Genomic DNA, 13,673 nt, shown 5'->3' on the forward strand with positions numbered 1-13,673 from the left:
TACGCCGGCCGGGGCAACGGTCCGGTCCGCCGGGGTCAGCTCTCCGGTCGGGTGGTCCGGACAAAGGCCCGCCAGGCCGGTTCGGCGAAGGTCAACACCGGACCGGAACGATCCTTGCTGTCGCGTACCCGGACGGCACCGGGCGACCAGGCCACCTCGACGCAGTTTCCCTCGCCGCCGGACCGGCTGGAGGTCCGCCAGCTCCCGTCACTCCGCACCATGCATCTCCTTCGCAATCGCCGTGATCAGCTCCCGGGACCCATCCTCGTCCAGCGCCAGCTCGCTGAGCGAGCGCCAGGCATCCTCGTAGACCTCGATCTCGTGCGGTTTGTCCAGATAGATTGCTCCGCACGGCCCGTCCATGTAGATCGTGGTCGGCTCCGGCTCCCGGACGTTCTCCTGCGGGAAGTCCAGCATGGTGAAGCCACCAGCCACTGCCCAACGGTGCAGCCCGGCGGCCAGCGGCAGCACCCGGAGCCGGACGTTGTGCCGGCGACTGGCGCTGACCAGGTGGTCGAGCTGCCGGGCCATCGTCACCCGGTTGCGTGGCGGACGGCGCAGCACCGCCTCGTTCAGCATCACCTCGAGCAGTGGGGCCGGTGGGACCACCCGGGCCAGCAGGCCCTGCCGGCGCACCCGGACCTCGACCTTCGCCTCCCGGTCCGCCTCGGACATCTGCGGCTGGTCCATAGCGACGATCGACCGTGCGTAGTCCAAGGTCTGGAGCAGGCCCGGCACCACGTTCGGCTCGTACGTCCGGATCCGGGTCGCCGAGGACTCCAGACCGATGTAGAGCTTGAACCACTCCTTGATCGCCTCGCCGTAGCTGTGCCACCAGCCGCGCGCCTTCGTCTCCCGGGCCAGTTTGCGCATGGTCCGGATGGTCTCCGCCGAGGCGCCGTAGAGCCGGCACATCGCCTCCGCGTCGTTCGGATGGATCGGCACCTGGCCGGTCTCGTAACGCCAGATCCGCGGTGCCGACCACTCGAGTTCGCGGGCGGCGGCGACCACGGTGACATGCGCGTGTTCCCGAAGGTCTCTCAGATATCTCCCCAGTTGCCTACGCGGGACGGTACTCCCCGTCTCCTCCACGTCATCTCCCGTTCTGTCGTCGCGTAAGGCACCTCATCCCTTGGTCCACGATCCTCCCGCGCAGTATTGCGAACGGCCAGAGGGAAAGTCAGCATCATGTGCACGCCGCCGTTTCCCCTCGGCGGTGGCGAAAGCCGGGGCGGGGGTAAAGCCTCCGGCAACCTCGTTCCGACCCCCGCCCCGGCCCATCATTTCCATTTTGTAACGTCCCAAAATTGAAGGGTCGGATGCTGATGGCCGCGCACACCGCGACGCCCGACGACCACTCCCCGGTACGTCCCACCTGGCACTGCAGCTGCGGCGACCGACGGTGGCCGTGCCCCCGGGCCCGGGAACTGCTGTTGCTCACCGTCGATCGGATCAGCCTCGCGATGTACGCGGCCAACTGGATGACCGACGCCGCCCGGGACCTTCCCGAGCTCACTCCGGCGGAGTTGTTCCAACGATTCCTGCAATGGACCAGAAAGTAACCCCCCAATTCTCGACGTCCCAAAGGGAGAATTCCAGTGGAGTCATATCCCAGTGCGGACACCGTCACCCCGGTTCCCGGGATACGGCCGGCGCGGGCGGACGAGGTCGACTGGCTCGCGCGGGTGCTCGCCGAGGCGTACCAGGCCAACCCGGTGGCGGGCTGGCTCGTACCCGATCCGGACGAGCGACTGGCGGTCAACCGCGACCTGCTCACGGTGGTCCTCGGCGCCGCCGTACCCGGCGGGCTGGTGCAGGTCACCGACGACCTGGCCGGGGTCGCGGTGTGGCGGGACCGGATTCGGCCGGCGGCGGACCCGACGGCGTACCGGGACCGGCTGCGTGCCGCGACCGGACGCTGGGCCGGCCGGTACGAGCTGCTCGACCACCTACTGTCCGCCTACCACCCCGGCGGCGCCCACCACCACCTCGCCCACCTCGGGGTACGCCCCGCCCGACGCGGCCAGGGACTCGCCGGCGCGCTGCTGGCACACCACCACCGGCTACTCGACGCCGCCCGGCTGCCCGGGTACCTGGTGACCGACAACGAGTGGAGCCGCGACGCACTCCAACGGTACGGCTACCACCCGGACGGCTGCCTCCCGCTGCCCGACGGCGGTCCGCCACTGTGGCCGATGTGGCGGCCACCCGGTCCCCTCGGCGGAGGTGCCGTCGGCACGATCGGGTGACCTCGGCAGATATGGAAGTTCTACCGACGTCGCCGTGCCCCGGCGCCTCGTTGAGTTCGGCAGGCGACGACACGGACGCGATCCGGCGGCGAGGAAGTCAACCAGAGGGACGTCGGTACGGCACACTGGTGCCCGGCCCTCCCCCGTGCCGTCGAGGCGTGAGGCAGGAGGCTGATGGCTGTCCAGGGTGCCACACCGATCGGGCACGCCGCCGTACGTCCGCAGTGGAGCTGCAGCTGCGGGGCTGGCCGCTGGCCCTGCCCGACCGCCCGTACGCTGCTGCTGCTCACCATCGACCGGCTCGACCTGGCCCAGCACGCCGCCGGTTGGGTCTACGACGCCGCCCGGGACCTGCCCGACGCCACCCCGGCGGAGCTGTTCGACCGGTTCCTGCACTGGACCCGCTGAGCCGCCCGTCCCCCACCGGTCGACGACCGGGCAGCAGGGCGGCGGCCCGCTCGCTACGCTCATCCGGCAGCCCGGAGGGAGCGGATCATGACTGAGGATTCCAGTTCGGACGACCGTCCCGGAACGATCCTGTCCGGAGCGGACCGGTACGTCGTCCGGCCGATCGGCCGGGTGGAGTCGCCGCTGGTCGACCGGGCCAGCGCGCCCCGGCAGGGCGACGAGGGGGCGCCCGAGGCGTGGCTGGTTTTTGAGCCCGACGTCCGGGACGGGCTGCGCGACCTTCGGGTCGGCACCGACGTGCTGCTGCTGACCTGGCTCGACCGGGCACACCGGGACGTCCTGGTGGTGCGTCCCCGGGGTGAACCGACCCGGCCGCCGACCGGGGTGTTCAGCACCCGGTCCCCGGACCGGCCCAACCCGGTCGGGCTGCACCGGGTGACCATCGTCGAGGTGGACGGCCTGCGGGTCCGGGTACGGGACCTGGAGGCGCTGGACGGCACCCCGGTCGTGGATGTCAAGCCGGTCCTCGACCGGGACACCGAACGCTGAACGGACCGGCCCCTCGGTCAGCCGTCGGTGCGGGACCCGACCGCCGGCCCGGCGGGAACCCCGGAAGCTTCCGGGTCGTCGAAGGTCAGCGTCAGTGTGCTGTGGTACGCCGCCGAGGTCGAGGGGTCCGGCACCGGGTCGGGCGGTTCGGCGGCCCCGTCGGTCCAAACCCTCACCGCCCGGTAGCCGAAGCCGTCCTGCTCCGCCCGCTCGGCCCGGAAGGAGACCTGCTGGCCCGCGACCAGCCGCCGGTAGCCGGGCGCCACGATCGCGGAGAAGTGCACCCAGCAGCCGCCGGGCGTCTCCGGCGCGTCGATCACGCCCCAGCCCCGGTCGGCGTCGAACTCCCGGACCACCCCGACCGCCGATGCCACTCCCCCGGGCGTCATCCGATCCGTTCCTCGCTCAGCTGCGGCACGAGCCGGGCCACCGTCTCGAAGTCGGCGTCCTGGTGGAGTACCACGAGCTTCAGTCGGATGGCGGTCGCGATCACCAGGTGGTCGGCGACGGACAATCCCTGATGGGCGCTCTGGCTGGCGAGCTCGTGCCGCACCGCCCGCACGACCTGCCAGGCATCGTCGGGAACCGGAACCCACGGGTACAGATCCCGTAGTCCGCGCTCGACCCGGTCGTACGCCTTGGCGTCGGCGATGCTCAGGGTCTCCACGAGCACGGGGTCACACAGGGCGATCAGGCCGCGGGTCGCCAGTTCGGACCACTGGGGATCAACCTGCCGGCGCACCATGCGGACAAGCGCACTCGTATCGACCAGGTATTTCATCGGTCCAGCTCGTCAAGTCGGTCGAACTGGAAGCCCCCCTCGTCGGCGACCTCCTGGAGATCCGCCAGCGCACGCTGCCGGCGCTCCCGGCTGGACTCGACCGCCTGTCTGAGGGCCTCCGTCACGGTCTCCCGCTTGGTGGAGGTGCCGAGGGCCGCAGTCGCCTCGGCAAGCAGCTCTTCATCAAGATCCAACAGCGTCTTCGCCACGAGAAACACCTCCCGGACAAATATATACCCGGGAGGCGCGTATATCACCCGCTGGTGAGCCTCAGCCGACCGCCGCCATGATCTCGTCGGAGACGTCGAAGTTGCCGTAGACGTTCTGCACGTCGTCGGAGTCCTCGAGCGCGTCGATCAGCTTGAACACCTTGCGGGCGCCGTCCTCGTCCAGCGGCACGGTGACGCTGGGGACCAGGGAGGACTCGGCCGACTCGTACTCGATGCCGGCGTCCTGCAGGGCGGTCCGGACGGCGATCAGGTCACCCGGCTCGGAGATCACCTCGAACGCCTCGTCGAGGTCGTTGACCTCCTCGGCACCGGCGTCGAGGACGGCGAGCAGCACGTCGTCCTCGGAGAGCCCCGCCTTCGGGACGATCACCACGCCCTTGCGGGAGAACATGTACGACACCGAACCGGCGTCGGCCAGCGAACCGCCGTTACGGGTCAACGCGGTCCGGACCTCGGTCGCGGCGCGGTTCCGGTTGTCGGTCAGGCACTCGATCAGCAGCGCAACCCCGCCCGGACCGTATCCCTCGTACATCACGGTCTGCCAGTCGGCACCGCCGGCCTCCAGGCCGGAGCCGCGCTTCACCGCCCGGTCGATGTTGTCGTTCGGGACCGAGTTCTTCTTCGCCTTCTGGATGGCGTCGTAGAGGGTCGGGTTGCCGGCCGGGTCACCGCCGCCGGTCCGCGCCGCGACCTCGACGTTCTTGATCAGCTTGGCGAACATCTTGCCGCGCTTGGCGTCGATGACCGCCTTCTTGTGCTTCGTCGTCGCCCACTTTGAGTGGCCGGACATACCTGACCTCCGTTACTACCCGCCGTCTGCGTCGACCACCCGCCATCACCACCCGGTGGGTGCGGGGAAACACCGCGCACCGGATGTGGACGAAGAACCGCCGAACCGGCGCCAATCCTACCGACGCCGTCGCCGTCCGTTCACACCCGGCACCGGACGGACGGCCGGTTCGGGCCCGACCGTCCCGTCCGTCCGCCGGACCGGTGCTCCCGGACGGCTCGGCGGCGGCCGGCACCCGGCTCGGTCGGCAGCGCCCCGGACCAGCGTTATCCGACGGGATCGGCGGCGCCCCGGACCAGCTCCACGAACCACCGGTGCAGCCGGCGGTCGCCGGTCAGCTCGGGGTGGAAGGCGGTGGCGACCGCGTTGCCCTGCCGGACCGCGACGATCCGACCGGCCGCCGGCCCCTCGGTCACCCGCCCGAGCACCTCCACACCGTCGGCGACCCGTTCCACCCACGGCGCCCGGATGAACACCGCGTGGAAGCTCGGCCCCGGCACGCCGGCCAGCTCGACCGGCGCCTCGAAGGAGTCCACCTGCCGACCGAAGGCGTTGCGCCGGACGGTCATCTCGATCCCGCCGAAACTCTGCTGGTCGGGACGGCCGTCCAGGACCTCGGTGGCCAGCGTGATCATGCCGGCGCAGGAGCCGTACACCGGCAGGCCCGCGCCGATCCGCTTGCGGATCGGGTCCAGCAGGTCGAACGCCTCGGCCAGTTTGCTGATCGTGGTCGACTCGCCGCCCGGTACGACCAGGCCGTCGACCCGTTCCAGTTCCTCCGGACGGCGCACCGGCACCGCGGTCGCACCGGCACCGGTCAGCGCGGCCAGGTGCTCCCGTACGTCACCCTGCAGCGCGAGGACCCCGATGGTCACCTCCGCCAAGGCTCACCAGCCCCGTTCGGCGAGCCGGTGCGGCACCGGGATGTCGTCGACGTTGATCCCGACCATCGCCTCGCCGAGCCCACGCGACACCTTGGCCAGCACGTCCGGGTCGTCGTGGAAGGTGGTCGCCTTGACGATCGCGGCGGCCCGCTGGGCCGGGTTGCCGGCCTTGAAGATCCCGGAGCCGACGAAGACGCCCTCGGCGCCGAGCTGCATCATCATCGCCGCGTCCGCCGGGGTGGCGATGCCGCCCGCGGTGAACAGCACCACCGGCAGCTTGCCGGTCTCGGCGACCTCCTTGACCAGCTCGTACGGCGCCTGCAGCTCCTTGGCCGCGACGAACAGCTCGTCGGCCGGCAGCGAGCTGAGCCGACGGATCTCCTGCCGGATCTTCCGCATGTGGGTGGTGGCGTTGGAGACGTCACCGGTGCCGGCCTCGCCCTTGGAGCGGATCATCGCCGCGCCCTCGGTGATCCGGCGCAGCGCCTCACCGAGGTTGGTCGCGCCGCAGACGAACGGCACGGTGAAGGCCCACTTGTCGATGTGGTTGGCGTAGTCGGCCGGGGTCAGCACCTCGGACTCGTCGACGTAGTCGACGCCGAGCGCCTGCAGGACCTGCGCCTCGACGAAGTGGCCGATCCGGGCCTTGGCCATCACCGGGATGGAGACCGCGTTGATGATCCCGTCGATCATGTCGGGGTCGCTCATCCGGGATACCCCGCCCTGGGCGCGGATGTCCGCCGGGACCCGCTCCAGCGCCATCACGGCGACCGCGCCGGCGTCCTCGGCGATCTTTGCCTGCTCGGGGGTGACCACGTCCATGATCACGCCACCCTTGAGCATCTCGGCCATACCCCGCTTCACCCGCGCGGTGCCGACCACCGGAGCGGCGGCCTGCGACTCGGTCGACGGGTCGGAACCGGACTGGATGGTGGATTCGGACACGGTGTTCTCGCTCCTCGACACGTTCGGGTGGCTGAAGTCGCATTCGATGCTACGCGGAATGCAACGCCACACCGACAGCCAATCAGACCCCGGGTGGTCTGCCCTGTGGCCGGGCTCACCTCGCCTCTGTCAGCCGACGGAGAGCCCCGGCCGGGTGTTCAGGGTCGGATCGTCGATGTCGAAGTAGCGCGGCTGTTCGTGTTTGCGGGCCAGTCGGAGCAGGCGGACCAGCCGACGACGCCGTACCGAGAGGGCGTCGCGGACCAGGTCGGTGTGCACCTGGCGGGCCAGGGCGAGCCGGCGACTCGCCCCGATCACCGCCTCCGTGGCCGGATCGTCCGAATCGAGCGGGGTCAGCCGCAACTGCCGGGTGAGGTCGTTCTCCGCCGCCTCCCGCTCGTCGCCCTCGGCGTCGAGCGCGATCCGGGACGCGGCGTACAACTCCACCGAATACCGCTCCTCGGCCAGCACCGCCGCGGCCGCCGCCCGGCGGAGCAGGTGCGCGTCGAGCGCACGGGCCGCCGACCACACCCGGGAGTGCAGGCGGTCGACCCGGGCCGCGGTCCAGGTCAGGTACACCGTTACCAGGACGGCCGCGGCGACGGCGCCCACCACCCACCACATGCCCGGCATCGTAGTGCGGTCGTGCTGCGGGCCCCCTGGCGCGTCACCGGCGTCGATCCGGTCACCGGGCGGCAGGCACGGCACCGACGGTGGTCAGGGCAGGCCGGTCCACTCCTCGTCCAGCACCCGGCCGTCGGTGGCCTCGATCGCCGTCGCGTAGACCTCGAGGACCCGGCGGGCGACCGTCGGCCAGTCGAAGGCCGCGACCACCTCGCGCGCACAGGCGGACAGCTCGGCGCGGCGGACCGGGTCGTCGAGCAGCGTGTCGAGGGTACGCCGCAGCGCCTCCGCGTCCCCGGTGGGAAAGAGCTGACCGGCCCGTCCGCCGTCCAGCACCCGCCGGAAGGCGTCCAGGTCGCTGGCGACCACGGCCGCGCCGGCCGCCATCGCCTCGGTGAGGATCATGCCGAACGACTCGCCGCCGATGTTCGGCGCCACGTAGAGGTCGACGCTGCGCAGCATCCGCGCCTTCTCCTCCTCGGTCACCCGACCGAGGAAGGTGATCCGGTCCCGCAACTCCGGCGGGACGCCCTCGTGCAGATCGGCCAGGTCACCGGGGCCGGCGACCAGCAGCCGCAGCCCCGGACGCCGCGGCGCGAGCGCGACGAACGCCTCCCGCAGCACCCCGAACCCCTTGCGCGGCTCGGTGAACCGGCCCAGGAAGCCGAGCGTGCCGCCCCGGCCGGGGCCGGACGGCCCGGGCCAGCCCGGCAGCGGCTCGGCGTGTGCGAACTTCGCCACCGCCACCCCGTTGGGGATCTCCACCGCCCCACCGCCGAGGTGTTCCACCTGCACCTTGCGGGCCAGCGCGCTGACCGCGATCCGGGCGGTGATCCGCTCCAGCACCAGCTGAAGCACCCCCTGGGCGACCGCCAACGCCCGTGACCGGGTCATCGCGGTGTGGAAGGTGGCCACCACCGGTCCCCGGGTGGAGAGCACAGCGAGCAGCGACAGGCTGAGCGCCAGCGGTTCGTGCACGTGCAGGACGTCGAACTCGCCCCGGGCCAGCCAGCGCCGGACCCGGGCGGTGGAGACCGGGCCGAAGGTGATCCGGGCGACCGAGCCGTTGTACGGAAACGGCACCGACCGGCCGGCCGGCACGACGTACGGCGGCAGGGGCGCGTCGTCGTCGGCGGGCGCCAGCACGCTGACCTCGTGTCCGAGTCCGATCAACGCTTCGGCGAGATCCATCACGTGGTTCTGCACGCCGCCCGGCACGTCGAGGGAGTACGGACACACGATGCCGATCCGCACCGGCCCTCCCCTCAGACCAGCCCGGCCGGGGTCGACGGACCCGCCGGTGTCTCCGACCCGCCGGCCGACGGCTCGTCGATCCAGACCCGCTGCAGCATGTGCCAGTCTTCCGGATGGGCGGCGATCCCGGCGGCCAACTCGTCCGCGATCGCCTGGGTCAGGATCCGTACCCGGTCGACGAGCGGACCGCTGTCCGGATCCGGCACCGGCAGCGGGCCGACCAGCCGCCCCCGGGGGCCGTCCGGTTCGTACCACATGTTGGCGACGTACAGCGGGGCGCCGGTCCGGATCGCGAGCAGTGCCGGACCGGCCGGCATCCGGGCCCGCCCGTCGAAGAACCGCACCTCGATGCCGCGCGCCGACAGGTCCCGGTCGGCGAGCAGCGGAACCAGGTAACCCGCACCGAGCCGCTCGGCCAGTACGTCGAACGGGGCCCGTTCACCCCCGTGGGTGGGCAGGATCTCCATGCCGAGCCGGCGCCGGAAGGCGAGGAAGCGCTCGTACACCCCTTCCGGCTTGAGTCGCTCCATGACGGTGGCGATCGGCCAGTCCATCGCGGCGACCCAGGCACCGGCGGCGTCCCAGTTGCCGGCGTGCGGGAGGGCCACCACCGCGCCCCGGCCGGTGGTCATCTCGGCGGCCAGCAGGTCGGCGCCGTCCAGCCGGAAGTGCTGCCGGATCTGTGCCCGGCTCAGCGACGACAGCCGGAACATCTCCAGCCAGTAGCGGGCGTACGACCGCATCGCCCGACGCAGCAGTTGCTCGAACTCGTCGGTGGGTAGCTCCGGACCGACCACCCGGCGCAGGTTGCCGGCGAGTCGGGTGGTGCCCCGCCCGCGTCTGCGGTACGCGCGGTCGGCGGCGGCCCGGAACGCCGCCACGGCGACCGGCCGCGGCAGGGCACGCACCAGGCGCCAGCCCGCCAGGTAGGCGAACTCGACCGGAGTCACCGGGGCGCCCACCGCCGGTCGCCCGGCCTCACGCGTCCACGCCCAGACTGGTGGCCTGCGCCTGCCGGTAGACGTGTGCCATCCGTTGGCCGACGGTGAACAGCGAGACGGCGGCGAGCAGCCAGAGTGCGGTGACCAGCGCCCAGCTGACCCCGAGGCCGGTGAGCAGCCCGCCGACCCCGACGATCAGCAGCCGTTCGGTCCGCTCGGCGATCCCCACGTTGCAGGTCATCCCGAGTCCCTCGGCGCGCGCCTTGACGTACGAGACGAGCCCACCGGCGACCAGGCAGATCAGCGCGGCGGTGACCCCGACGTGGTCGTCGCGGGTGGCCAGCCAGTAGGCGACGGCGCCGAAGACGGCGCCGTCGGAGACCCGGTCCATGCTTGAGTCGAGGAAGGCGCCGAACCGGGTGGAGCCGCCGCTCATCCGGGCCATCGTGCCGTCGAGCAGGTCGGTCAGCGCGAAAAAGGTCACCACCAGTGCACCGGCGACCAGGTAACCCCGGGCACCGAGCACGATCGAGCCGACCAGCACCCCGAGGGTGCCGGTGACGGTGACGGCATTGGGCGTCACCCCGACCCGCAGCAGGGTCCGGGCGATCGGTTCGACAACGCGGGTCATGCCGGCCCGGGCCGACACTTGGAAGATCTTCGCCATGGCGGTCCCACCATAACGGGCGGCGTACGGAGGCGGTACGCCCGGTGGCGCACACTTCCCGCCACGGGCTTGTGTCAGGTCTTGTCCGGGTGTGAGATCGGGGCAGGGGACGTGACGCCGCTCACTCCGCAACCCGGCACGTCCCCGACGCACGGAAGGCCACCCGAGGATATCGCCGCGGAGTCGCCAGGGCAGCTCCCCCGTCGCGCGCGGCGGTCGCCACCATCCACCGGCTTAGGGAGGTGCGCCCGATGGCGCAGAAGAATCACGAGAAGGGGCTCACCGGCCCGGCGCCGGTGGTGGACGAGCCCGGCAGGGTGCGCAACGTGGTGCTCGTCGGCCACTCCGGGGCGGGAAAGACGACCCTGGTCGAGGCGCTGCTCGCCGCGACCGGGACGATCTCCCGACCCGGCGCCGTCACCGAGGGCACCACGGTCTGCGACCACGACCCCGCGGCGGTACGCCAGCAGCGGTCGATCAACCTCTGCTGCGCCCCGCTGGTGCACGACAACGTGAAGGTCAACCTCCTCGACACCCCGGGCTACGCCGACTTCGTCGGTGAGCTGCGCGCCGGCCTGCGGGCGGCGGACGCCGCGCTCTTCGTGGTCTCCGCGGTCGACGGGATGGACGGCGCGACCGCCGCGCTGTGGCAGGAGTGCGCCGCCGTCGGCATGCCCCGGGCGGTCGCGGTGACCCGGCTCGACCACCAGCGGGCCGACCTCGACGAGACGGTGGCGCTCTGCCAGCGGGTCTTCGGCGACAACGTACAGCCGCTCTACCTGCCGATGCTCAACGACGAGGGTACCGACGTGGTCGGGCTGATCGGCCTGATCACCCGCCGGATCCTGGACTACTCCGCCGGGCTGCCGGCGGTGGTCCGCGACCCCGATCCCGAGCACGTGCCGGCCATCGCCGACGCCCGTAACGAGCTGATCGAGGGGATCATCGCGGAGAGCGAGGACGAGACCCTGCTCGACCGCTACCTGGAGGGCGAGGAGATCGAGGTCGACGTCCTGATCGACGACCTGGAGACGGCCGTCGCCCGGGGCCACTTCTATCCGGTGGTGCCGGTCTGCGCCGAGACCGGGCTGGGGATCGACGCGCTGCTGGAGGTGCTGACCTCGGCCTTCCCCACTCCGCAGGAGCACGACCTGCCGACCGTCACCGGCGTCGACGGCTCGCCCCGGCCGCCACTGACCTGCGACCCGGACGGGCCGCTGGTCGCCGAGGTGGTCAAGACCACCATCGACCGGCACGTCGGCCGGGTCTCCCTGGTCCGCGTCTTCTCCGGCACGCTCCGGCCAGACCAGGTCGTGCACGTCTCCGGACACGGCATGGCCGAACGCGGCCATCCGGACCACGACGCCGACGAGCGGATCGCGCACGTCTACAGCCCGCTCGGCACCGCGCTGCGCGAGGTGCCGTACTGCGTGGCCGGCGACATCTGCGCGATCACCAAGTCGGGTACGGCGGAGACCGGGGACACGATCTCCGGCCGGGACGAGCCGCTGCTGATCGCCCCCTGGGAGATGCCGGAGCCGCTGCTGCCGGTCGCGGTCGTGGCGAAGAGCCGGGCCGACGAGGACGCGCTGGCCAAGAACCTGGCGCGACTGGTCGCCGGTGACCCGACGATGCGGCTGGAGCGAAACCCGGAGACCCACCAACTGGTGCTCTGGTGCATGGGCGAGGCGCACGCCGAGGTGGTACTGGACCGGCTCCGGGGCGGCGGGGTCGACCTGGAGACCGAGCCGGTCCGGGTGGCGCTGCGGGAGACCTTCGCGGCCGCGTCGAAGGGGCACGGTCGGCACGTGAAGCAGTCCGGCGGGCACGGCCAGTACGCGATCTGCGACATCGAGGTGGAGCCGCTGCCCCGGGGTGCCGGCTTCGAGTTCACCGACCGGGTGGTCGGCGGCGCCGTACCGCACAACTACATCCCGTCGGTGGAGAAGGGCGTACGGACCCAGATGGAGCGCGGCATCGTCGCCGGCTACCCGGTGGTCGACGTACGGGTGACCCTGGTCGACGGGAAGGCGCACAGCGTCGACTCCTCCGACGCCGCGTTCCAGACCGCCGGTTCGCTGGCGCTGCGGGACGCCGCCGACAAGGGCCAGGTGATCCTCCTCGAACCGGTCGACGAGGTGGTCATCCGGGTGCAGGACGCCAGCGTCGGCGCGGTGATGAGCGACCTGTCCGGTCGGCGGGGCCGGGTGCTGGGCACCGAGCCGGACCCGGAGGGCACCGACCACACCCTGGTCCGGGCCGAGGTGCCGGCCACCGAACTGCTCCGGTACGCCGTCGAGCTGCGCTCGATGACCTCCGGCGGCGGTACCTTCCGCCGGTCGTTCGCCCGCTACGAGCCGATGCCACCGCAGCTCGCCGACCAGATTCGCAAGGAGGCGTGAGGGAGGAAGCCGCCTGCTCCACCCTCGCTGCCGGAGGTCGGGCGCATGTCACCGTTGCTGCGTGCCGCGCTGGCGTACGCCGCCGACGGCGTACCCGTGCTCCCCCTGCACAGCGTCGGCGCGGCAGGGTGCAGCTGCGGCCGGCCCGGCTGTGACCGGCCCGGCAAGCATCCCCGCTGGCACCACACCCTGCTCCGACACGGACTGCACGACGCCACGACCCGACCCGACATGATCCAGCGGTGGTGGGCCCGGTGGCCCGGGGCCAACGTGGGACTCCGCACCGGCATCCGGTTCGACGTCTGCGACGTCGACGCGCGGGAGGCCGTGCCCCGGCTGCGGAAGCTGCTCCGGGACGCACCGGTCGCCGGACCCCTGGTTCGTACCGGTTCCGGCGGCTGGCATCTCTACCTGCGTCCGACCGGCGCCGGCAACCGGACCGCCCTGCTGCCCGGCGTCGACTGGCGCGGCTCCGGCGGGTACGTCGTCGCGCCGCCCTCCCGGCACGCGAGCGGGGCCCGATACCGCTGGGTACGCCGGCCGACCCCGCCGCTGCCCGACTGCCCCGCACCGCTGGCCGCCCTGTTGCGGCCACCGCCCCGGATTGTTGACGGGGGACCCGGCGGTCGTGCTCCACAACTCTGCCGACCCGACCGGTACGCCCAGGCCGCGCTCGTCGCCGAGGCCGAGCTGGTCGCCGGCGCGGCCGTCGGTACCCGGAACACCACGCTGTTCCGGGCCGCCTTCCACCTCGGCCAGCTCGCCGCGGCACGGCTGCTGGACGAGCACAGCATCGCCGTTGTGCTCGCCGACGCGGCGTACCGGGCCGGGCTCGGCCAACCCGAGATCACCCGGACCATCCGGTCCGGGCTGCGTGCCGGCCGCCACCGGCCACGTCCCGGACTCGCCGCCTGATTCCCTGCGCCAACCGGGGACGCCCCGCGCCCCG

18 protein-coding genes are annotated in these 13,673 nt (G+C 72.1%); 6 read left to right on the plus strand and 12 right to left on the minus strand.

What is annotated here, in order from left to right:
- Positions 1-35: 35 nt before the first annotated feature.
- Positions 36-221 (minus strand): DUF397 domain-containing protein, encoded by a 186-nt coding sequence (locus tag ABGB05_RS24835; RefSeq protein WP_347655921.1) that lies wholly within the window; start codon positions 219-221, stop codon positions 36-38.
- Entirely contained in the window at positions 208-1,092 is an 885-nt protein-coding gene (locus tag ABGB05_RS24840) for a helix-turn-helix transcriptional regulator (protein WP_347655923.1), read from the minus strand. Before ABGB05_RS24840 ends, ABGB05_RS24835 begins: the two co-directional genes overlap by 14 nt.
- 215 nt (positions 1,093-1,307) lie before the next feature.
- Here ABGB05_RS24840 and ABGB05_RS24845 point away from each other — a divergent pair, with 215 nt between their 5' ends.
- From ABGB05_RS24845 to tsaA, 4 genes are all read left to right on the plus strand, one after another.
- Complete coding sequence (locus tag ABGB05_RS24845) at positions 1,308-1,562, plus strand: hypothetical protein (protein ID WP_347655924.1); 255 nt, start codon at positions 1,308-1,310, stop codon at positions 1,560-1,562.
- A 36-nt stretch (positions 1,563-1,598) separates the two neighbouring features.
- Positions 1,599-2,249 (plus strand): GNAT family protein, encoded by a 651-nt coding sequence (locus ABGB05_RS24850; protein ID WP_347655925.1) that lies wholly within the window; start codon positions 1,599-1,601, stop codon positions 2,247-2,249.
- 174 nt (positions 2,250-2,423) lie between these two features.
- Entirely contained in the window at positions 2,424-2,657 is a 234-nt protein-coding gene (locus ABGB05_RS24855; RefSeq protein ID WP_347655927.1) for a hypothetical protein, read from the plus strand.
- An 87-nt stretch (positions 2,658-2,744) separates the two neighbouring features.
- Positions 2,745-3,206 (plus strand): tRNA (N6-threonylcarbamoyladenosine(37)-N6)-methyltransferase TrmO, encoded by a 462-nt coding sequence (gene tsaA, locus ABGB05_RS24860; protein WP_347655928.1) that lies wholly within the window; start codon positions 2,745-2,747, stop codon positions 3,204-3,206.
- 17 nt (positions 3,207-3,223) lie between these two features.
- Here tsaA and ABGB05_RS24865 read toward each other — a convergent pair whose 3' ends face one another.
- From ABGB05_RS24865 to pgsA, 10 genes are all read right to left on the minus strand, one after another.
- Positions 3,224-3,595 carry a cold shock domain-containing protein gene (locus tag ABGB05_RS24865; RefSeq protein ID WP_347655930.1) on the minus strand — a complete coding sequence of 124 codons (372 nt, stop codon included), beginning with the start codon at positions 3,593-3,595 and terminating at the stop codon, positions 3,224-3,226.
- Positions 3,592-3,987, minus strand: a complete 396-nt coding sequence (locus tag ABGB05_RS24870; RefSeq protein ID WP_347655931.1) for a PIN domain-containing protein — start codon at positions 3,985-3,987, stop codon at positions 3,592-3,594. Before ABGB05_RS24870 ends, ABGB05_RS24865 begins: the two co-directional genes overlap by 4 nt.
- Positions 3,984-4,196: a type II toxin-antitoxin system VapB family antitoxin gene (locus tag ABGB05_RS24875; protein ID WP_347655933.1), complete on the minus strand. Its 213-nt coding sequence runs from the start codon at positions 4,194-4,196 to the stop codon at positions 3,984-3,986. The genes ABGB05_RS24870 and ABGB05_RS24875 overlap by 4 nt, the downstream gene beginning before the upstream one ends.
- Positions 4,197-4,257: 61 nt before the next feature.
- On the minus strand, positions 4,258-5,007 hold the full coding sequence (locus ABGB05_RS24880) for a YebC/PmpR family DNA-binding transcriptional regulator (protein ID WP_347655934.1): 750 nt from the start codon (positions 5,005-5,007) through the stop codon (positions 4,258-4,260).
- 266 nt (positions 5,008-5,273) lie between these two features.
- Positions 5,274-5,891 (minus strand): pyridoxal 5'-phosphate synthase glutaminase subunit PdxT, encoded by a 618-nt coding sequence (gene pdxT, locus ABGB05_RS24885; RefSeq protein WP_347655936.1) that lies wholly within the window; start codon positions 5,889-5,891, stop codon positions 5,274-5,276.
- Positions 5,892-5,894: 3 nt separating this feature from the next.
- Positions 5,895-6,821, minus strand: coding sequence for a pyridoxal 5'-phosphate synthase lyase subunit PdxS (gene pdxS, locus ABGB05_RS24890; RefSeq protein ID WP_347655974.1), 927 nt, complete (start codon positions 6,819-6,821; stop codon positions 5,895-5,897).
- Positions 6,822-6,965: 144 nt separating this feature from the next.
- Entirely contained in the window at positions 6,966-7,469 is a 504-nt protein-coding gene (locus tag ABGB05_RS24895; protein WP_347655937.1) for a hypothetical protein, read from the minus strand.
- Positions 7,470-7,553: 84 nt separating this feature from the next.
- Entirely contained in the window at positions 7,554-8,714 is a 1,161-nt protein-coding gene (locus ABGB05_RS24900; RefSeq protein ID WP_347655939.1) for a glycosyltransferase family 4 protein, read from the minus strand.
- Positions 8,715-8,725: 11 nt separating this feature from the next.
- Positions 8,726-9,664: a phosphatidylinositol mannoside acyltransferase gene (locus tag ABGB05_RS24905; protein WP_347655940.1), complete on the minus strand. Its 939-nt coding sequence runs from the start codon at positions 9,662-9,664 to the stop codon at positions 8,726-8,728.
- A gap of 28 nt (positions 9,665-9,692) precedes the next feature.
- Positions 9,693-10,322 (minus strand): phosphatidylinositol phosphate synthase, encoded by a 630-nt coding sequence (gene pgsA, locus ABGB05_RS24910; protein WP_347655942.1) that lies wholly within the window; start codon positions 10,320-10,322, stop codon positions 9,693-9,695.
- A 251-nt stretch (positions 10,323-10,573) separates the two neighbouring features.
- Here pgsA and ABGB05_RS24915 point away from each other — a divergent pair, with 251 nt between their 5' ends.
- Positions 10,574-12,724 (plus strand): elongation factor G-like protein EF-G2, encoded by a 2,151-nt coding sequence (locus ABGB05_RS24915; protein WP_347655944.1) that lies wholly within the window; start codon positions 10,574-10,576, stop codon positions 12,722-12,724.
- 45 nt (positions 12,725-12,769) lie between these two features.
- Positions 12,770-13,639 (plus strand): bifunctional DNA primase/polymerase, encoded by an 870-nt coding sequence (locus ABGB05_RS24920; RefSeq protein ID WP_347655945.1) that lies wholly within the window; start codon positions 12,770-12,772, stop codon positions 13,637-13,639.
- Positions 13,640-13,673 lie beyond the last annotated feature (34 nt).

Origin of the sequence: Plantactinospora sp. B5E13, from assembly GCF_039871775.1 — a bacterium.
Classification (GTDB): Bacteria; Actinomycetota; Actinomycetes; order Mycobacteriales; family Micromonosporaceae; genus Plantactinospora.

Bases quoted from the DNA above. Each gene is read 5' to 3' on its own strand.
- ABGB05_RS24835 (WP_347655921.1), bottom strand. From the start codon at position 221: ATGGTGCGGAGTGACGGGAGCTGGCGGACCTCCAGCCGGTCCGGCGGC.
- ABGB05_RS24855 (WP_347655927.1), top strand. From the start codon at position 2,424: ATGGCTGTCCAGGGTGCCACACCGATCGGGCACGCCGCCGTACGTCCG.
- tsaA (WP_347655928.1), top strand. From the start codon at position 2,745: ATGACTGAGGATTCCAGTTCGGACGACCGTCCCGGAACGATCCTGTCC.
- ABGB05_RS24865 (WP_347655930.1), bottom strand. From the start codon at position 3,595: ATGACGCCCGGGGGAGTGGCATCGGCGGTCGGGGTGGTCCGGGAGTTC.
- ABGB05_RS24870 (WP_347655931.1), bottom strand. From the start codon at position 3,987: ATGAAATACCTGGTCGATACGAGTGCGCTTGTCCGCATGGTGCGCCGG.
- ABGB05_RS24880 (WP_347655934.1), bottom strand. From the start codon at position 5,007: ATGTCCGGCCACTCAAAGTGGGCGACGACGAAGCACAAGAAGGCGGTC.
- ABGB05_RS24895 (WP_347655937.1), bottom strand. From the start codon at position 7,469: ATGCCGGGCATGTGGTGGGTGGTGGGCGCCGTCGCCGCGGCCGTCCTG.
- pgsA (WP_347655942.1), bottom strand. From the start codon at position 10,322: ATGGCGAAGATCTTCCAAGTGTCGGCCCGGGCCGGCATGACCCGCGTT.
- ABGB05_RS24915 (WP_347655944.1), top strand. From the start codon at position 10,574: ATGGCGCAGAAGAATCACGAGAAGGGGCTCACCGGCCCGGCGCCGGTG.
- ABGB05_RS24920 (WP_347655945.1), top strand. From the start codon at position 12,770: ATGTCACCGTTGCTGCGTGCCGCGCTGGCGTACGCCGCCGACGGCGTA.